This window comes from Burkholderia savannae (assembly GCF_001524445.2).
Classification (GTDB): domain Bacteria; phylum Pseudomonadota; class Gammaproteobacteria; order Burkholderiales; family Burkholderiaceae; genus Burkholderia; species Burkholderia savannae.
The window spans coordinates 1,049,744-1,068,443 of sequence record NZ_CP013417.1; the positions used below are offsets into that span (position 1 = coordinate 1,049,744).

Consider the following 18,700-nt stretch of genomic DNA (forward strand, 5'->3'; position numbering starts at 1 on the left):
GCAATGCAGAAAATCCTGGTCGCGCACTCGATCTTCCCGGACGTGATCGAGCGGCTCAAGCAATATTTCGACGTGGACTGGAACGACGGCGACGCGCTGTCGCCCTTCGCGCTGAAGGCGCGTCTCGCGGACAAGGACGGCGCGCTGACGGCGAGCGACGTGATCGACGCGTCGGTGCTCGCGGCCGCGCCGCGGCTGCGCGTCGTGTCGAACATGGCGGTCGGATACAACAACTTCGACATCGGCGCGTTCAACGCCGCGCACGTGCTCGGCACCAACACGCCCGACGTGCTGAACGAGACGACGGCCGATTTCGGCTGGGCGCTGATGATGGCGGCCGCGCGGCGGATGGCCGAAGCGGAGCACTGGCTGCGCGCGGGGCAGTGGCGCAAGTGGTCGTACGACAGCTTTCTCGGCGCGGACATCCACGGCGCGACGCTCGGCGTGATCGGCATGGGCCGCATCGGCCAGGCGCTCGCGCGGCGCGCGCGCGGCTTCGACATGCGCGTGATCTATCACAACCGCTCGCGCGTCGCGCCGGAGATCGAGGCGCAGTTAAATGCCGAGTACGTGTCGAAGGCGGCGCTCCTCGCGCAGGCCGATCACGTGGTGCTCGTGCTGCCGTATTCGGCCGAGACCCGCCATACGATCGGCGCGGCCGAGCTCGCGCTGATGAAGCCGACCGCGACGCTCACGAACATCGCGCGCGGCGGGATCGTCGACGACGCCGCGCTCGCCGCGGCGCTGCGCGACAAGCGGATCGCCGCAGCCGGCCTCGACGTGTTCGAAGGCGAGCCGGGCGTGCATCCGGCGCTGCTCGAGGTGCCGAACGTCGTGCTGACGCCGCACATCGCGAGCGCGAGCGAAGGCACGCGCCGCGCGATGGCGAATCTCGCGGCGGACAATCTGATCGCGGCGCTCGGCGTCGGGCCGCGCGCGGGCCGTCCGCCGAATCCGATCAATCCCGGCGTGCTGGGGAAGGCTCGCATATGACCGAAACCTTGTTGCTGGCCGCCGTCGTCGCGTTGGCGGTAGCGCTCGCCGTCGCGCTCTTCGCGCTGCTGCGCGGCGGCTCGCGCGGCGAAGGCCTCGAGCGGCTCGCCGAGCAGATCGACGACGCAAACGACGCGCACGCGCATGCGGCCGAGCGCCTCGAGCGCGAGCTGCGCGCGGAGATCGTTGACGGCGCGCGCAACTCGCGCACCGAGCTCGCGGGCAACTTCGCGCAACTGCAGCAGACGCTCGCCGCGCAGCTCTCGAGCGTCGCGACCGTGCAGAACAGTCAGATCGACGGCTTCGCGCAGCAGCTCGCGAAGCTCGTCGCGGGCAACACGCAGCAGTTCGACGCGATGCGCGACACGCTGCAGCGGCAGGCGCAGCTCGCGCGCGAAGAGCAGGGCGCGGCGCTCAGGCATTTCGGCGACACGCTCAATCAGCAGCTCAAGCAACTGACGGAGGCGAACGATCGCCGGATCGGAGAAGTGCGCGCGACGCTCGAAACGCGCCTGAAGGAAATCGAGGCGAACAACGCGGCGAAGCTCGAGGAGATGCGCCGCACCGTCGACGAGAAGCTGCACGCGACGCTCGAGCAGCGGCTCGGCGAATCGTTCAAGCTCGTGTCGGACCGGCTCGAGCAGGTGCATCGCGGGCTCGGCGAAATGCAGACGCTCGCGGCGGGCGTCGGCGATTTGAAGAAGGTGCTGACGAATGTGAAGACGCGCGGCACCTGGGGCGAAGTGCAGCTCGAGGCGCTGCTCGAGCAGATGCTGACGCCGGACCAGTATGCGAAGAACGTCGCGACGGTGCCGAAGAGCGGCGAGCGCGTCGAGTTCGCGATCCGGCTGCCGGGCCGGCACGACGACGGCGCGACAGGCGAAGCTCAGCCGGTGTGGCTGCCGATCGACGCGAAATTCCCTCGTGAGGATTACGAGCGCCTGATCGACGCGCAGGAGCGCGCGGACGCGGCGGCCGTCGACGAAGCGGCGCGCGCGCTCGAGGCGCGGATTCGCGCGGAGGCGCGCACGATCGCCGAGAAGTACGTCGCGCCGCCGCATACGACCGATTTCGCGCTGTTGTTCCTGCCGACCGAAGGGCTCTACGCGGAGATCCTGCGCCGTCCCGGCCTCACCGATCTGCTGCAGCGCGACTATCGCGTGACGGTCGCCGGCCCGACGACGCTGACGGCGCTCCTGAACAGCCTGCAGATGGGCTTCCGGACGCTCGCGATCGAGAAGCGCTCGAGCGAGGTCTGGCAGGTGCTCGGCGCGGTGAAGACCGAGTTCGGCAAGTTCGGCGACGTGCTCGCGCGGACGAAGTCGCAGCTCGAGACGGTCACGCGCTCGATCGAGGCGGCCGAGCAGCGCACGCGCGTGATGAACCGCAAGCTCAAGCAGGTCGAGGCGCTGCCGGGCGAGGTCGCGAACGGGCTGCTGGGCGCCGACGGCGCGGAGGCGGACGAGAGCTGACGCGCGCCGCGCGCAACGGCGAAAGCATCGCTGGTCTCGCGCGCCTCTGGCGTGCGGAACGAAAAACGGGGCGCCGCGTGCGCCCCGTTTTGCTTTGCCGGTTCGATCGTGTGCCGGGCGGCCTCGTTCGGCTTCGTGCGCTCGCGTTTTTGCCGGCCGCCCGTCGCGTTTCGCGCCGATCGCGGGCCGAAGCAAGCGATGTCGGCGTGATGCCGGCGTGACATCGACGCGCATGGACGTGCATCGGCTCGCGGCCGATTCAGGCGCCGCCGCCCGCGAGCCGCGCGAGCGCGTCGCCCGTCACGCGCACGACGCGCCAATCGGGCAGCACGTCCGCGCCCATCTTCCGATAGAAGTCGATCGCCGGTTGATTCCAATCGAGCACGGTCCATTCGAAGCGGCCGCAGCGGCGCTCGACCGCGATCGCCGCGAGCCGCCGCAGCAACTGCGTGCCGAGGCCCGTGCCGCGCTGCGACGGCTGCACGTACAGGTCTTCGAGATAGAGGCCTCGGCGGCCGAGGAACGTCGAATAGTTGTGAAAGTAGAGCGCGTAGCCGACGATCGCGCCGCCGTTTTCCGCGACGAGCGCCTCGGCGGACGGCCGCGCGCCGAAGAGCGCGTCGGCGAGATCTGCTTCGGTCGCGACGAACAGATGCGTGAGCTTCTCGAATTCGGCGAGCTCGCGCATCAGCGCGAGCATCGCGGGCACGTCGGCCGCCGCGGCCGCGCGGATCGCGATCGTCTCGTCGGCCGCTGCGCTCACGCTTCCTCCGGCGCGTCCGACAGCACGATCTCGATGCCGCCGAAGCGCGATGCGACCCAGTTGTACGCGTGGCACGCGATCCACAGCAGCACGAAGCCGACGATCGCGTTCAGCAGCAGCGCGCTGAAGATCGTGCTGACGATCGTGCCCAGCCCGACCGATTGGTCGCGGATGAATGCGTTGACGATGCCGAGCAGCACGATCGGCACGCTGAACGTCAGATAAACGAGGATCAGCGCTTTCGCGGTCTGCCCCGGCGCGATCGATGAGATTTGTTTTTTCATATGCGAGTTGCCCCCGTGGAAGTGCTGAGATCGGATTCAGATGACGCCGTCGAACGGCAGGATGTCGACCGTCGCGCCGGCGTCGACGCGTGCGGCGTCGTGCGCGAGCACGATGAAGCAGTTCGCGTCGCTCAGGCTCTTGAGCGACGCCGAGCTTTGCGAGCCGGCGGGCGTCACGCGCCAGACGCCGCTCGCGTCGCGCGCCGCGCGCCCGCGCAGGAATTCGGTGCGCCCCGCGCGCTTCTTGAGCGGCGCGTCGCAGACGGCCGGGTAGCGGGGAAGCGGCGGCGCGTCGGCGCCCATCAGCGCGAGGAGCGCGTCGCGCACGATCACGACGAAGGTCGCCGCAACCGCGACCGGATTGCCCGGCAAGCCGAAGAAGAGCGCGGGCCGCGCGTCGCGTGCGCCCGCCCAGATGCGGCCGCACGCGAGCGGCCGGCCCGGGCGCATCGCGACGCTCGCGAACGTGACGTCGCCGAGCTTGTCGAGCAGCGCGCGCGTGAAATCGGCGTCGCCGACCGACACGCCGCCCGATGTGATCACCGCGTCCGCCTGCGCGGCCGCGGCCTTCAGCGTGGCTTCGAGCGCGGCGGGATCGTCGCGGACGATGCCGAGATCGAGCGCGTCGACGCCGACGCGCGCGAGCATCCCGGCGAGCGTCGCGCGGTTGCTGTCGTAGAGGCCGCCGTCGCGCAGCGGCTCGCCCGGCAGTTGCAGTTCGTCGCCCGTCGAGAAGAACGCGACGCGCACGCGGCGGCGCACCGCGACGTCGGCGATGCCGAGCGACGCGAGCAGGCCGAGATCGGCGGCGCGCACGACGCGGCCGGCGGCGAGCGCGCTCGCGCCGCGCGCGAGGTCCTCGCCCGCGCGGCGGCAGTGGTCGCCGCGCGCGGCGGCCGATGCGGGAAAGCGCACGACGTCGCCCGCCGCATCGACTTTTTCCTGCGGGATCACGGTGTCGCAGCCCGCGGGCATGCGCGCGCCCGTCATGATCCGCACGCACGCGCCGCTCGCGACACGCGGGCCGTCGAACGGATGGCCCGCGAGCGCGCGGCCCGCGACCGCGAGCTCGAGCGTGCCGTCGGCGGCCGGCGCGGCGAGCGCCGCGCCGTCGAACGCGTAGCCGTCCATCGCGGCGTTGTCGTAGGCGGGAATGTCGAACGGCGATGCGACGTCGCCGGCGAGCACGCGGCCGAGCGCATCGCGCAGCGCGACGCGCTCGACCTGCGCGACGCCCTCGACGAAACGCAACGCGAGCGCGCGCGCTTCGTCGACGGTCAGCGCGACGGCGTTCTCGGACGTGGCGGATGGCGTAGGCGTGGTGTGCGTGGTCATCGATGACGGCGCCGCTAGGCGGATTGTGTTCGGGGCCGGTGTCCCGGCCGCCGTTGTGACGCGCTCGCATCGCAAGCGGCGGGCGGCGCGAGCAACGAGATGCGGCCCGTCATGCGCGTTCGAGGCCGGCTAAGTCCCGCAAAGAGTTTGCATTGTAAAACGCCCGCTCGTCGTCAAACGGCACTTCGGCCGTCTTGTGGCGTGCGTACCACGCGCGCATCTTGCGCTCGCCGGACGCGAGATAGGCGCAGAGATCGTCGGCGAGCGCGGTGCTCACGAGCGCGAAGACGGGCTGCGCCGAGGCGCCGCCGTTCGCGTCGACGGTCGTCGCGAACGCGATCTCCGCGCGCTGCGCGTCGAGCGCGGCGCGCAGGCGCGCGGCGAGATCGGCGGGCAGGAACGGCGAATCGCATGGCGAGCACAGGACGAGCGGCGTGCTCGCCGCGCGCATGCCTGCGGCGAGCCCGGCGAGCGGGCCGGCGAAGTCGGCGTGCGTGTCCGTAATGACGCGCGCGTGAAACGGCGCGCCGAGCGCCGCGTATGCATCGAGATGGCGATTCGCGCTGATGACGAGCGCGTCGACCTGCGGCGCGAGCCGGCGCAACACGTGCAACGCGAGCGGCTCGCCGCGCAGCGGCTGCAGCCCTTTGTCGACGCCGCCCATCCGCGTGCCGCGCCCGCCTGCGAGCAGCAGGCCGGTGATCGTGGAGGAGGGGGCGGCGTGCGGCGGCATCGTGAAAGCGGCGGGCGCGTCGAGCGGGCGGCGCGCCTAGCCGCCGATGTAGGACATTTCGACGCGCTTCGCTTCGCTTGCCGCTTCTACCGTCGCCGGCGCGCTGCCGCGCAATTGCGAATAGCGGTCGGTGCGCGCCTGCCAGATGTGGCCGATCACGGTGGCGATCTGCTCGTCGGTCGCGCCGCCGCGCACGAGGCTGCGCAGGTCGTGGCCGGACGAAGCGAAGAGGCACAGATACAGCTTGCCTTCCGTCGACAGCCGCGCGCGCGTGCAGTCGCCGCAGAACGCGCGCGTGACGCTCGAGATCACGCCGATCTCGCCGCTGCCGTCCGCGTAGCCCCAGCGCTGCGCGGTTTCGGACGGCGTGTGCCGCTCGAGCGGCACGAGCGGGAAGTGCTCGGCGATGCGCGCGACCACGTCGGCGGACGGCAGCACTTCGGCCATGTTCCAGCCGTTCGACGTGCCGACGTCCATGTATTCGATGAAGCGCAGCACGACGCCCGTGCCCTTGAAGCGGCGCGCCATCGGCACGATCTCGGCGTCGTTGGTGCCGCGCTTGACGACCATGTTGACCTTCACGGGCGCAAGGCCCGCCGCCTGCGCGGCGAAGATGCCGTCGAGCACGTCGGCGCTTGCGAAGTCGGCGTCGTTCATTCGCTTGAAGAGCGTGTCGTCGAGCGCGTCGAGGCTGACCGTCACGCGCGAGAGCCCCGCGTCGCGCAGGCTCCTCGCCTTGCGCACGAGGAGCGAGCCGTTCGTCGTCAGCGTGAGGTCGAGCGGCCGTCCGTCGACGGTCGTCATCTTTGCGAGGCGCTCGATCAGGAATTCGATGTTTTTACGCAGGAGCGGCTCGCCGCCCGTGATGCGGATTTTTTCGACGCCGTGTGCGACGAAAAGCCGCGCGAGCCGCTCGATTTCCTCGAGCGTCAGGAGGGCGCTGTGCGGCAAAAACGGGTAATCCTTGCCGAACACGGTACGCGGCATGCAGTACACGCATCGGAAGTTGCAGCGGTCCGTGACCGAGATGCGCAGGTCGCGCAACGGGCGCGCGAAGGCGTCGCGGAGCGTGCCGCTCGGCGCGAGCAGGGCGCCGGGCAGATCGGGCGCCGCGCTCACCGGGGTCACGGGGATGATGCGTCGGGACATGTGCGTTGCAAGATAAGCCAGACCTCCATTTTAGCTGGAAGCGCCGGGAGGGGCCGGGCATGGAAACCCGCAGAACCGGAGCACAGACAAAAAAGCCCGCCTTTTCGGGGCGGGCTTTTTCGTGCGATGGACGACCGGATCAGCGGTGAGTCGTCTCGACTTGCTGCATCGGCGTCGTGTCGACGGGCGGCAGCGGCTTGCGTTCGCGCGGCACGCGCATGGGCTGCACGATTTGCGCGGCGACGGCCTGAGCGGCATGCAGCTTGTCCGCGTCCGTATTGACCCAGACGAGGCCGGCGGCTTCGAGCACCGTTGAGAGGCTCGTGCCCGGCGCGGCCGCGACGGGGGCGGCGGCCGTAGCCGGTGCGATGGCCTCGGCAGCCGGCGCAGCCGGTGCTTCGGCGACGGCGGGCGGCTCGTGCGCGATGCGCGTTTCGACGGGCGCGGCCGCGACAGGCGCGGGCTGCGGCGCGACGGCCGGCGCTGGCTCGGCAACCGGGGCCGGAGCAATCGCCGGAGCCGCCGCTTCGGACACGTCCGCCGCGGCGGCTGCAACCGGTGCGGCCTCGACGGCAGCGGCCTCGGCCGGCGCGGCGGCTTGCGCCTGCACGGTTTCGGCCGGAGCCGGCTCGGCGTGCGCCGCGGCTGCCGGTGCGGCCTCCACCGCTGCGGCTTGCATCGGCGCTTCGACAGCGCGAGCGGGCGCTGCCGGAGCCTGCTCGGCCCCGGCGGCGGGCGTTTCGGCTGCCGCTTGCGGCTCGGCCGTCGCGCCGCTCTCGACGTGAGCGACCGCTTCCGCGGCGACGGCTGACGCCGCTACCGCCGCTACACCCGCCTGCGCGGCGTGCTGCGGCTCATGGCCGGCAACCGGCGCGGCGGCTTCGTGCACATCGGCTGCGGTCGCTTCGGCCGTCACGTCTTCGCCGGCTTCCGCCGCTTGCACGGTGCCTGCGGCTTCGTCCTCGCGCTCGCGGCGGCCACCACGGCGACCGCGACGGCGACGGCGGCGTTCCTCGCCGTCGCGGGCGTTCGAATCGGCCTCGACGCCGGCTTCGGCGCCGAGCGCATGCGCCGGTTTCTCGGCCGGTTCCGCGTGGGCGCTTTCGCCGCGGTTCACCGTTTCGAGCGTCGCGACGTGCGGCACGGGCTTGCGCCGCTCGCCGCGTTCGCCGCGCTCACGGCGCTCGCTGCGCGGTGTTTCCGCGGCATCGACCGTTTCGGCGCGCTCACGCGGCTCACGCGGCTCGCGCTGCTCACGGCTTTCGCGCGGTTCACGGCCTTCGCGACCTTCGCGGTTGTCCCGGCCGCCGCGGCCTTCGCGTGCCTCGCGGCCTTCGCGCGGCTCGCGGGTTTCCTTGCCTTCGCGCTCGGCGCGCGGCGCCTGAGCGCGGCCGCCGCCCGCTGCGGCCTGGTCGCGGCCGCCTGCCTGTTGCGCGCCGCCGCCGCGACGGTTGCGATTGCGATCGCCGCCGCGTTCGGCCTTTTCACCGCGCTCGCCACGCTCGCGCGCCGGACGCGCGGCCGCTTCCTGCGCGGCGGGCGCCGGCGCGGAGGCCGCGGCCGGCTGCATGCCGAACAGGTTCTTCAGCCACTTGACGAATCCGCCGCTCGCCGGTGCGACGGCGGCGGGCGCCGCCTCGGGTGCGGGCTGGCGCTGCGGTGCGGGGCTCGGTGCCGGACGCTCGGGCGTGATGCCCTTCACGGCCGCTTCCTGACGCGGCTTCGTTTCCTCCGCGCGCTTGCTGTAGCCGGTTTCGGCCTCGAGCTCGCGGGCGGCTTCCTCGGCCATCTTCCACGAGGCGCGCGGATCGTCGAGGCGCGCGTCGTCGTGGCGCAGGCGCTCGAGCTTGTAGTGCGGCGTATCGAGATGCTTGTTCGGAATCAGCACGACGCCGACCTTGAACCGCGACTCGATCTTGTTGATTTCCTGGCGCTTTTCGTTGAGCAGGAAGGCCGTCACCTCGACGGGCACCTGGCAGTGGATCGCCGCGGTGTTCTCCTTCATGGCTTCTTCCTGAATGATCCGCAACACTTGCAGCGCGGACGATTCGGTGTCGCGGATGTGGCCCGTACCGTTGCAGCGCGGGCACGTCACGTGGCTGCCTTCGGAGAGGGCCGGACGCAGGCGCTGGCGCGACAGCTCCATCAGCCCGAAGCGCGAGATCTTGCCCATTTGCACGCGCGCGCGGTCATGCTTCAACGCATCCTTCAGGCGCTGCTCGACTTCGCGCTGGCTCTTCGCCGATTCCATGTCGATGAAGTCGATCACGATCAGGCCGCCCAGGTCGCGCAGGCGCAGCTGGCGCGCGACTTCGTCGGCCGCCTCGAGGTTCGTGCGGGTCGCCGTTTCCTCGATGTCCGCGCCCTTGGTCGCGCGCGCCGAGTTCACGTCGATCGCGACGAGCGCCTCGGTGTGGTCGATCACGATCGCGCCGCCCGACGGCAGCGGCACCGTGCGCGAGTACGCGGTCTCGATCTGGTGCTCGATCTGAAAGCGCGAGAAGAGGGGAACGTCGTCGTGATAGCGCTTCACCTTGCCGACGTTGTCGGGCATCACGATGTCCATGAACGCGCGGGCCTGATCATGGATCTCGGTCGTGTCGATCAGGATTTCGCCGATGTCCGGCTGGAAATAGTCCCGGATCGCGCGGATCACGAGGCTCGATTCGAGGTAGATCAGCATCGGCTGGCCGGGGTGGCCGCTTTGCGACGCCGCCTCGATCGCGCGCCAGAGCTGCAGCAGGTAGTTCAGGTCCCACTGCAGTTCCTCGGCGCTGCGGCCGATGCCCGCCGTGCGGGCGATCATGCTCATGCCGTCGGGGATCTGCAGTTGCGCCATCGTTTCGCGCAGTTCCTGGCGCTCGTCGCCCTCGATGCGGCGCGACACGCCGCCGCCGCGCGGGTTGTTCGGCATCAGCACGAGGTAGCGGCCGGCGAGCGAGATGAACGTGGTGAGGGCCGCGCCCTTGTTGCCGCGCTCTTCCTTCTCGACCTGGACGATCAGCTCCTGGCCTTCGCGCAACGCGTCCTGGATGCGCGCGGAGCGCATGTCGACGCCTTCCTTGAAGTACTGGCGGGCGACTTCCTTGAACGGCAGGAAGCCGTGGCGGTCTTCGCCGTAGTTGACGAAGCAGGCTTCGAGCGACGGCTCGATGCGGGTGACGACGCCCTTGTAGATGTTGCCTTTGCGCTGTTCGCGTCCGGCGGTTTCGATGTCGATGTCGATGAGCTTCTGCCCATCGACGATGGCGACGCGCAGTTCTTCCTGCTGCGTCGCATTGAACAGCATGCGTTTCATTGAACGACTCCAGGCGGCTCTGCCGGCGGCGCGCTCCGGTTGTCAGGCGGAGCGCGGGACGACGTCAGGCCGCGCCTTGTTGTGTTGTCACGAGCACGCTGGAGCGGGAATGATGGCGGGAGAATGGCCTGATGAGGCGCGAGCCCATACGACGGGCCGCGGCCAGAGGGCGCCTGCGAACACGGCTTCAAAGCACACGGCGTCGACACTCCGCGCGCCGCAGGGCGCGCTAAGCCTCCGACCGGGCACTGCCGCGGGGCGCGGCGCAAAGTGCGCGCGGCGCCGGGTGGCGGCATATGCTGCGGCTCGGCCGCAGCGGGGAGTATCGAATCCAGCCCGACTTTCCCGCCTGGGGTGTTCCTTCCTTGGTTTTGACGTCGCCAAGCTCCGCGCTCTTGCGGAACCACATCGGGCGCACGCCGTTCTATTCGCAACAGGGAGCCGCGCCGGGCTAACATCGCGCCGCGCCGCAGCTCCCAACAAATTCTTTTTGTCCAACATTCCGTTACCGCGGCACGGCTCCGACCGAATCCGCCTGTGGGCGCGATCCCTGCCAGAGCGGGGTGCCGTGCGTGCAACTTGCTGCTTTCATTTCGTGAGGACGAGCAGCACGCCCCGGGCGCAAGTAAAATAACAGTTTGCGCTTGCGCCTCACGCAGTCCGCCCGAAAACCGGCCGATCAGGCCGCTCCATTACGGAAAGCTGCGCAAAATTATATTCAGTATGAATGAGTTAGGCAAAAAATCCCATAATTCGGTCGCAAGCGGCCAGGTTTCGCTCATCGAGATCGACGAAAACGCAGCCGGGCAGCGCATCGATAATTTCCTGCTGCGCGTCTGCAAGGGCGTGCCGAAGAGTCACATTTACCGGATTCTGCGCAGCGGCGAAGTCCGTGTGAACAAGGGCCGGATCGATGCGCAGTACCGGCTCGCGTTCGGCGACGTCGTGCGCGTGCCGCCCGTGCGCGTCGCGGCGGCCGACCTCGCGCGCGCGGCCGGTCCCGCGCCCGTGCCCGCCGCGGAATTCGAGATCCTGTTCGAGGACGACGCGATCATCGCGCTCAACAAGCCGGCGGGCGTCGCCGTGCACGGCGGCAGCGGGGTTGCGTTCGGCGTGATCGAGCAGATGCGCCATGCGCGGCCGCACGCGAAGTTCCTCGAACTCGCGCACCGGCTCGATCGCGAGACGTCGGGCATCCTGATGCTCGCGAAGAAGCGTTCGGCGCTCGTCGGGCTGCACGAGCAGATCCGCGACAACCGGATGGACAAGCGCTACTACGCATGCGTGCACGGCGACTGGGCGGCGGACTGGGGCCGCCGCCGCGCGGTGAAGGCGCCGCTCTTCAAGTACTCGACGCCCGACGGCGAGCGGCGCGTGCGCGTCCAGGAAGACGGGCTGCCGTCGCACACGGTGTTCAATCTCGTCGACCGCTGGCCGGGCTATGCGCTCGTCGAGGCGGAACTCAAAACGGGTCGGACCCATCAGATTCGCGTGCACCTCGCTCATCTGGGCCTGCCGATCGTCGGCGACGCGAAGTACGGCGATTTCGCGCTGAACAAGACGCTCGCGCGCGCGAGCGCGGTGCCGTCGATCAAGCGGATGTTCCTGCACGCTCACCGGCTGCGCCTCGCGCACCCGCTGACGGGCGAGCCGCTGCAGTTCGACGCGCCGCTGCCCGCCGAGTGCCGGCAATTTCTCGACCAACTCACCGACTTGCGCGAACACGCGTGACACGCATGGCCCGACAGCAATTTGATCTGATCGTCTTCGACTGGGACGGCACGCTGATGGATTCGACCGCGCACATCGCGCAAAGCATCCAGGCCGCGTGCCGCGATCTCGGCGTGCCCGTGCCATCCGACGAGGCCGCCCGCTACGTGATCGGGCTCGGCCTGCGCGACGCGCTCGCCGTGACCGCGCCGAGCCTCGATACCGCCGACTATCCGCGGCTCGCCGAACGCTACCGGTTCCACTATTTCGTCAAGGACCAGCGCATCGAGCTGTTCGCCGGCGTGCGCGAGATGCTCGAGGAACTGCGCGACACCGGCTACCTGCTCGCCGTCGCGACGGGCAAGGGGCGCGTCGGCCTGAACCGCGCGCTCGACCAGGCGAAGCTCACGAGCCTCTTCGACGGCACGCGCTGCGCGGACGAAACGTTCTCCAAGCCGCATCCGGCGATGCTGCAGGAGCTGTCGCGCGAATTGGGGCAGGATCTGGCGCGCACCGTGATGATCGGCGACACGACGCACGACCTGCAGATGGCGGCGAGCGCGGGCGCGGCGGGCATCGGCGTCGCGTACGGCGCGCATTCGGGCGACGCGCTCGCGGCGCTGTCGCCGCGCTTCGTCGCGCCCGACGTCGCGGCGCTCGCCGGCTGGCTGCGGGAGCACGCATGACGGGCGGCGGCGACGCGCGCTTCGTCTGCGCGGCCGACGCGCTCGTCGACGGCGGCGAGGGCGTGCGGGTCGACGCGACGCTGCGCGGCGAGCCTGCCGTCGTGTTCTTCGTGCGCTACGAGGGGCGCGCGTACGGTTACCTGAACCGCTGCGCGCACGTGCCGATGGAACTAGACTGGGCCGAGGGCCAGTTCTTCGAATCGTCGGGCTTATACTTGATGTGCGCGACGCACGGCGCGATCTACGAGCCGGAGACGGGCAAGTGCGTCGGCGGCCCGTGCCGCGGCGCGCGGCTGCGCGCCGTTCAGGTCGACGAGCGGGATACGCCGGGCGGCCGCGCGGTGTTCTGGCTGCCCGACGGCGATCTGCGCCCGGCCTCTTCTGACCACTGACTTTCACGCATGTCCGATCAAATCAATCCGCCCGATCCGTCTTCCTCTTCCGCGGCGAGCGCCGCCGCTCGCGAACCAAACTGGGAGCGCGCGGTGCTCGAGCGCGTCGCCCTCGCGGCGATCAAGGAGCAGCGCGCCGCACGGCGCTGGCGGATATTCTTCCGCTTCGCGTTCCTCGTCGTGCTCGCCGTGCTCGCGTTCGCGTTCCTCAGCGTGTCCGGCGACGGCAGCAAGCTCGCGAGCGGACGCCACACGGCCGTCGTGACGATCGACGGCGAAATCGCGGCGAGCACCAACGCGAACGCCGAGGACATCAACACGGCGCTCGGCAGCGCGTTCGAGGATTCGGGCACGGTGGGCGTCGTGCTGCGCATCAACAGCCCGGGCGGCAGCCCGGTGCAGGCGGGCATCGTCTACGACGAGATCCGCCGGCTGCGCAAGAAGTATCCGGCGAAGCCGCTCTACGTCGTCGTCTCCGACATGTGCGCGTCGGGCGGCTACTACATCGCGGCGGCGGCCGACAAGATCTACGTCGACAAGGCGAGCATCGTCGGCTCGATCGGCGTGCTGATGGACGGCTTCGGCTTCACCGGGCTGATGGGCAAGCTCGGCGTCGAGCGGCGGCTGCACACGTCGGGCGAGAACAAGGGCTTCTTCGATCCGTTCTCGCCGGAGACGGCGAAGATGGACGCGCACGCGCAAGAGATGCTCGACCAGATCCACGAGCAGTTCATCAAGGCGGTGAGGGACGGCCGCGGCGCGCGGCTGCACGACTCGCCGGAGATCTTCTCGGGGCTTTTCTGGACGGGCGCGAAGAGCATCGAGCTCGGCCTCGCCGACGATTACGGGACGACCGATACCGTCGCGCGCGACGTGCTGAAGGCGCCCGATCTCGTCGACTACACGGTCAAGGAAAGCCTGACCGATCGCGTCGCGCGCCGCTTCGGCGCGGCGGTCGGCAAGGCCGCGCTGAAGGCGGCCGTGGCCGGCGGCGAGCTGAAGCTGCGCTGACGGCGCGGTCCGCCGCGCTCAGTTCGCGAGCAGCAGGAAAATCGCAGGGCGCTTGTGCAAATCGGGCACGGGCGCCTTTTTCCATTCTGCGGCCGAGCGGCTCGCGATCGTCTCGGTCGGCAGCGTGAGGTCGGCCGCGACGCATACGAGCGTCGACGGCGCGCACGTCGCGACGAGCGCATCGAGCATCGCGTGATTGCGGTACGGGGTCTCGATGAAGATTTGCGTCTGATTCGCCTTGCGCGACTGCTGCTCGAGCTCGCGCAGGCGCTTCGCGCGCGCGGCGGCGTCGACGGGCAGATAGCCGTGGAACGCGAAGCTCTGGCCGTTCAGGCCGGACGCCATCAGCGCGAGCAGGATCGAGCTCGGCCCGACGAGCGGCACGACCTTCACGCCGCGCTCGTGCGCGCGCCGCACGAGCAGCGCGCCCGGATCGGCGACGGCGGGGCAGCCGGCTTCCGACACGAGCCCGGCGTCGGCGCCGGCGAGCACGGGCGCGAGCAGCTTGCCGATCTCGCCCGCGGGCGTCTTCACGTTCAGCTCGCGGATCTCGATTTCCTGGATCGGCCGCTCGGTGCCGATTTTCTTCAGGAACGCGCGCGTCGTCTTCGCGTTCTCGCCGATGTAATAGCCGAGCGACGCGGCGCGCGCCTGCACGGCGGCGGGCAGTACGGCGGCGAGCATCTCGGCGTCGCCTTCGCCGAGCGTGTTCGGGATCAGATAAAGCGTGCCTGCCGTCATCGTCCGTTCGCTCCGCCGGAAGCCGGCGCCCGCGCGCCGAAGAGGGGATAGCCCGCCGCGCGCAGCATCCGCGTGAGCGCGATGAGCGGCAGGCCGACGAGCGCGGTCGGATCGTCGGAGTCGATCGCGTCGAGAAGCGCGATGCCGAGCCCTTCCGATTTCGCGCTGCCCGCGACGTCGTACGGCGTCTCCGCGCGCAAATAGGCGTCGAGTTCGACGTCGGTCAGCGTGCGGAACCGTACGCGCGTCACCACGTCTTCGATCTGCGTCGCGCCCGAGCGGCTGTCGTACAGGCAAAGCGCGCTGTGGAATTCGACCTCGCGGCCGCGCATCGCCTGCAGTTGCGCGAGCGCGCGCTCATGCGTGCCCGGCTTGCCGATCTGCAGCCCGTCGAAGGTCGCGACCTGATCGGAGCCGATCACGAGCGCGCCGTGAGGCGCTCGGGCGCGTTCGGCCGCGGCGCGCGCCTTCGCGGCGGCGAGCCGCAGCGCGGTCGCCGACGGCGTTTCGTCCGGCAGCGGCGTTTCGTCGACTTCGGGCGTGATGACGTCGAACGGCACGCGCAGGCGTTCGAGGAGCTCGCGCCTGTAGCGGGAGCTGGAGGCGAGGATCAGCCGCGGCGGGCTGGAAGCGTTGTCCGGCATGATGGTGTCGGGTATCGGTCGGTTCGAAAGATCGGATGTGAAGGAATGGCCTCCGCCGCGCGGCACGCGGGCGCTCGGCGGGGGTGTGTTCGGTGATGCCTTAAGTATTTGACTCGAAAAGATAAAACGGGTATGCTCTTGCGCTTTTCATCGGCAGGGTTTTTGCGAGTGCCCGACCACGGCCCGATGCGTCCCATCGGCGTACGTACACATCGGGCGTGCGCATCGTGCGCCACGCATCGGGCGCGTGGTGCGCGGGCCGCCTGCACGAACGACGAGTTGTACCGAGGGTTGATACGGCAGGAGCGCACATGAATCCGTCTTCAGGTAAGCCTGCGGTTTCGCTCGATCCGCATGCGATCGATCTGTTCGAATTTGCGCGCAGCGCTCGGCAGGCGGCGGGTGCCGTCCGGCTTTCGCAGTTGCCGCGCATGTTAAACGAAGTGCCGGCGGACGCGCCAGACCGCGACACCGTATTCACCTGGCAGGCCGAGGGTTCGACGCAGCCCGAGCTGCAGGACGACGGCGCCGAGGGGCAACAGCCTTATCTGCGGCTCGCGCTGCACGGTGCCGCGTGGCTCGAGTGCCAGCGCTGCGTGACGCCGTACCGGCAGTCGTTCGACATCGACGTCGTGTACCGGATCGTCGCCTCCGAGGAAGAGGCGGACGAATTTCCGCTCGACGAAGATGACGTCGATGTGATCGTCGGCTCGCGCCAGTTCGATCTCGTCGAATTGATCGAAGAGGAGTTGCTGCTTTCGCTGCCGCTCGTGCCGAAGCACGACGTTTGTCCGGCGGTGCACGAAAGCCTCGTGTCGGGCGTGAGCGGTCCAGCGGCCGATACGGACGATACGTCCGACGAACCGGCGGGCGAAAGCGACAGGCCGAATCCGTTCGCGGCGCTCGAAGCGCTGAAAAAGGGCGGGGACGGCGGCAAACACTAAGCAGTTGGGGCGCGGGAAGGCGTGAGGCCGCAGGGCCGGGGTAGCAAGCGCCGGATCGGGCTGTGTTAGAATCCGGAAAATTTTTAGGAGTTAGTCATGGCAGTTCAACAAAACAAGAAGTCGCCGTCGAAGCGCGGCATGCATCGTTCGCACGATTTCCTGACGACCTCGCCGCTCGCCGTCGAGCCGAGCACGGGTGAAGTGCATCTGCGTCACCATATCAGCCCGAACGGCTACTATCGCGGCAAGAAAGTCGTCAAGACGAAGAACGACTAAGCGTTTCCGTCTCCGTGGCGCGCGTCTGATGGCCATTCAGGCTCGTCGCGCGACAACCGGTTCGCTTGACACTTTCCTGGCTCAACAAGAAGGCGGCATTCAACTGCCGCTTTTTTGTGCCTGAAATTCGTCGCATTCCATGACTGTAAAGCTCACAATCGATTGCATGGGAGGCGACCACGGCCCGTCCGTGACCGTTCCCGCGGCAGTCAAGTTCGTTCGGTCGCATCCCGACGCGCACCTGATGCTCGTCGGCATCGAAAGCGCGATCCGGGCGCAACTCAAGAAGTGCAAGGCGCTCGGCGAGCCTGCGCTGTCCGTCGTGCCGGCCACCGAAGTGGTCGCGATGGACGATCCCGTCGAAGTGGCGCTGCGCAAGAAGAAGGACTCTTCGATGCGCGTCGCCCTCAATCACGTGAAGGAAGGCGAGGCGCAGGCGTGCATCTCCGCCGGCAACACCGGCGCGCTGATGGCGGTGTCGCGCTACGTGCTGAAGACGTTGCCCGGCATCGAGCGGCCCGCGATCGCGTTCGCGCTGCCGAATCCGACGGGCTACACGATGATGCTCGACCTCGGCGCGAACGTCGACTGCGAGCCGCAGCACCTGCTGCAGTTCGCCGAAATGGGGCACGCGCTCGTCGCGGCGCTCGAGGGCAAGGAGCGGCCGACGATCGGTCTTCTCAACATCGGCGAGGAGATCATCAAGGGCAACGAAACAATCAAGCGCGCTGGCGAGCTATTGCGCGCGAGCACGTTGAATTTTCGCGGCAACGTCGAAGGAAACGACATCTACAAGGGCACCGTCGACGTGATCGTCTGCGATGGCTTCGTTGGCAACGTTGCATTGAAGACGTCCGAGGGCCTTGCGCAGATGCTCGCGGACATCATCAAGGAAGAGTTCAGCCGCTCGCTTTTGTCGAAGCTGATGGCGTTTCTCGCGCTGCCCGTGCTGCTGCGCTTCAAGAAGCGGGTCGATCATCGCCAGTACAACGGCGCGGCGCTGCTCGGCTTGCGCAGTCTCGTCATCAAGAGCCATGGCTCCGCCGACGCGTACGCGTTTGAGTGGGCGATCAAACGCGGGTATGATGCCGTCAAAAATGGCGTGCTGGAGCGTCTTTCGCGAGCGATGGCGGAAAACGCCGCGCCGCTTGGCGAAAGCGGTCGCGACGCGGGCGGAGCGGGGCAGGCGAGTCCGTCCGCAGGCCAGCCAGCCGAGCCCTCCGCCGCGCTTTCCTCGAAGACATAATGGCCCAATCGACCCTCTATTCCCGCGTGCTCGGCACGGGTAGCTACTTGCCGCCCGACCGCGTCACGAATCAAGAACTCGCCGCTCGTCTCGCGAAGGATGGCATCGAGACGAGCGACGAGTGGATCGTCGCGCGCACGGGCATCCACGCGCGGCACTTCGCCGCGCCCGACGTGACGACGAGCGATCTCGCGCTCGTCGCCGCGCAGCGCGCGATCGAGGCTGCCGACGTCGATCCGCAGTCGATCGACCTCGTCATCGTCGCGACGTCGACGCCCGATTTCGTGTTCCCGAGCACGGCGTGCCTGCTGCAGAACAAGCTCGGCATCAAGAACAACGGCGCCGCGTTCGACGTGCAGGCGGTGTGTTCGGGCTTCGCATACGCGCTCGCCACGGCCGACAGCTTCATCCGCACGGGGCAGCATCGCACGGCGCTCGTCGTCGGCGCGGAGACGTTCTCGCGCATCCTCGACTTCAAGGACCGCACGACCTGCGTGCTGTTCGGCGACGGCGCCGGCGCCGTCGTGCTGTCGGCGTCCGAAGAGCCGGGCATCCTCGGCAGTGCGCTGCACGCGGACGGCAGCTACTCGAACATTCTCTGCACGCCGGGCAACGTGAACCGCGGCGTCGTCGCGGGCAGCGCATTCCTGCACATGGACGGCCAGGCCGTCTTCAAGCTCGCCGTGAACGTGCTGGAGAAGGTCGCGGTCGAAGCGCTGTCGAAGGCGGATCTCGCGCCGGAGCAGGTCGATTGGCTGATTCCGCACCAGGCCAATATCCGTATCATGACAAGCACGTGCCGCAAGCTCGGCCTGCCGCAGGAACGCATGATCGTCACCGTCGACGAGCACGGCAACACGTCCGCCGCGTCGATCCCGCTCGCACTCGACGTCGCCGTGCGCGACGGCCGCATCAAGCGCGGCCAGCACGTGCTGATCGAAGGCGTCGGCGGCGGCTTCACGTGGGGCGCGTCGGTCTTCCGCTTCTGACGGGTTTCTCCTCGCATCCCATCGGCGCGCAGTT

At 69.1% G+C, this 18,700-nt stretch carries 18 protein-coding genes; 10 read left to right on the forward strand and 8 right to left on the reverse strand.

Features of this window, described 5'->3' with window-relative positions; all coding sequences use genetic code 11:
- The first annotated feature begins 3 nt into the window (after positions 1-3).
- A complete protein-coding gene (locus WS78_RS05315; protein WP_038750283.1) occupies positions 4-993 on the forward strand; it encodes a 2-hydroxyacid dehydrogenase in 990 nt (329 codons plus the stop codon).
- On the forward strand, positions 990-2,465 hold the full coding sequence (rmuC, locus tag WS78_RS05320; protein ID WP_038750285.1) for a DNA recombination protein RmuC: 1,476 nt from the start codon (positions 990-992) through the stop codon (positions 2,463-2,465). The genes WS78_RS05315 and rmuC overlap by 4 nt, the downstream gene beginning before the upstream one ends.
- A 259-nt stretch (positions 2,466-2,724) precedes the next feature.
- Here rmuC and WS78_RS05325 read toward each other — a convergent pair whose 3' ends face one another.
- From WS78_RS05325 to WS78_RS05350, 6 genes are all read right to left on the reverse strand, one after another.
- On the reverse strand, positions 2,725-3,228 hold the full coding sequence (locus tag WS78_RS05325; RefSeq protein WP_038750286.1) for a GNAT family N-acetyltransferase: 504 nt from the start codon (positions 3,226-3,228) through the stop codon (positions 2,725-2,727).
- Positions 3,225-3,512, reverse strand: a complete 288-nt coding sequence (locus WS78_RS05330; RefSeq protein ID WP_038750288.1) for a hypothetical protein — start codon at positions 3,510-3,512, stop codon at positions 3,225-3,227. Before WS78_RS05330 ends, WS78_RS05325 begins: the two co-directional genes overlap by 4 nt.
- A 36-nt stretch (positions 3,513-3,548) precedes the next feature.
- On the reverse strand, positions 3,549-4,847 hold the full coding sequence (gene moeA, locus WS78_RS05335; RefSeq protein ID WP_038750290.1) for a molybdopterin molybdotransferase MoeA: 1,299 nt from the start codon (positions 4,845-4,847) through the stop codon (positions 3,549-3,551).
- Between the two features lie 109 nt (positions 4,848-4,956).
- Positions 4,957-5,580 carry a molybdenum cofactor guanylyltransferase MobA gene (mobA, locus tag WS78_RS05340; protein ID WP_059584606.1) on the reverse strand — a complete coding sequence of 208 codons (624 nt, stop codon included), beginning with the start codon at positions 5,578-5,580 and terminating at the stop codon, positions 4,957-4,959.
- Between the two features lie 36 nt (positions 5,581-5,616).
- Positions 5,617-6,729 carry a GTP 3',8-cyclase MoaA gene (gene moaA, locus WS78_RS05345; RefSeq protein ID WP_038750293.1) on the reverse strand — a complete coding sequence of 371 codons (1,113 nt, stop codon included), beginning with the start codon at positions 6,727-6,729 and terminating at the stop codon, positions 5,617-5,619.
- Positions 6,730-6,868: 139 nt separating this feature from the next.
- Positions 6,869-10,027, reverse strand: coding sequence for an Rne/Rng family ribonuclease (locus WS78_RS05350; RefSeq protein WP_059584609.1), 3,159 nt, complete (start codon positions 10,025-10,027; stop codon positions 6,869-6,871).
- A 723-nt stretch (positions 10,028-10,750) separates the two neighbouring features.
- On the opposite strand from WS78_RS05350, the gene WS78_RS05360 reads away from it, so the two are divergent.
- Genes WS78_RS05360 through WS78_RS05375 form a run of 4 tightly spaced genes read left to right on the forward strand, consistent with a single transcriptional unit; the run spans position 10,751 to position 13,826 of the window.
- Positions 10,751-11,758 (forward strand): RluA family pseudouridine synthase, encoded by a 1,008-nt coding sequence (locus tag WS78_RS05360; RefSeq protein ID WP_038750298.1) that lies wholly within the window; start codon positions 10,751-10,753, stop codon positions 11,756-11,758.
- A gap of 5 nt (positions 11,759-11,763) precedes the next feature.
- Positions 11,764-12,423, forward strand: a complete 660-nt coding sequence (locus WS78_RS05365) for an HAD-IA family hydrolase (protein ID WP_059584611.1) — start codon at positions 11,764-11,766, stop codon at positions 12,421-12,423.
- A complete protein-coding gene (locus WS78_RS05370) occupies positions 12,420-12,815 on the forward strand; it encodes a Rieske (2Fe-2S) protein (protein ID WP_038750301.1) in 396 nt (131 codons plus the stop codon). Before WS78_RS05365 ends, WS78_RS05370 begins: the two co-directional genes overlap by 4 nt.
- Before the next feature lie 9 nt (positions 12,816-12,824).
- Positions 12,825-13,826 carry a S49 family peptidase gene (locus WS78_RS05375; RefSeq protein ID WP_038750303.1) on the forward strand — a complete coding sequence of 334 codons (1,002 nt, stop codon included), beginning with the start codon at positions 12,825-12,827 and terminating at the stop codon, positions 13,824-13,826.
- Positions 13,827-13,844: 18 nt separating this feature from the next.
- On the opposite strand, the gene WS78_RS05380 is transcribed toward WS78_RS05375, so the two are convergent.
- Together WS78_RS05380 and WS78_RS05385 are read right to left on the reverse strand one after the other, a co-directional pair.
- Entirely contained in the window at positions 13,845-14,567 is a 723-nt protein-coding gene (locus WS78_RS05380; RefSeq protein ID WP_059584614.1) for an SAM-dependent methyltransferase, read from the reverse strand.
- The gene (locus tag WS78_RS05385) at positions 14,564-15,211 is read right to left on the reverse strand and encodes a Maf-like protein (protein WP_038750307.1); all 648 of its coding nucleotides are present in this window, start codon (positions 15,209-15,211) and stop codon (positions 14,564-14,566) included. Before WS78_RS05385 ends, WS78_RS05380 begins: the two co-directional genes overlap by 4 nt.
- 311 nt (positions 15,212-15,522) lie before the next feature.
- On the opposite strand from WS78_RS05385, the gene WS78_RS05390 reads away from it, so the two are divergent.
- The 4 genes from WS78_RS05390 to WS78_RS05405 all read left to right on the forward strand — a co-directional run bounded on the left by WS78_RS05390 (position 15,523) and on the right by WS78_RS05405 (position 18,666).
- Complete coding sequence (locus WS78_RS05390; protein WP_038750309.1) at positions 15,523-16,155, forward strand: DUF177 domain-containing protein; 633 nt, start codon at positions 15,523-15,525, stop codon at positions 16,153-16,155.
- 96 nt (positions 16,156-16,251) lie between these two features.
- Positions 16,252-16,431, forward strand: coding sequence for a 50S ribosomal protein L32 (gene rpmF, locus WS78_RS05395; protein ID WP_004192741.1), 180 nt, complete (start codon positions 16,252-16,254; stop codon positions 16,429-16,431).
- 139 nt (positions 16,432-16,570) lie between these two features.
- Positions 16,571-17,677, forward strand: coding sequence for a phosphate acyltransferase PlsX (plsX, locus tag WS78_RS05400; protein ID WP_059584616.1), 1,107 nt, complete (start codon positions 16,571-16,573; stop codon positions 17,675-17,677).
- On the forward strand, positions 17,677-18,666 hold the full coding sequence (locus WS78_RS05405) for a beta-ketoacyl-ACP synthase III (protein ID WP_038750313.1): 990 nt from the start codon (positions 17,677-17,679) through the stop codon (positions 18,664-18,666). The genes plsX and WS78_RS05405 overlap by 1 nt, the downstream gene beginning before the upstream one ends.
- Positions 18,667-18,700 lie beyond the last annotated feature (34 nt).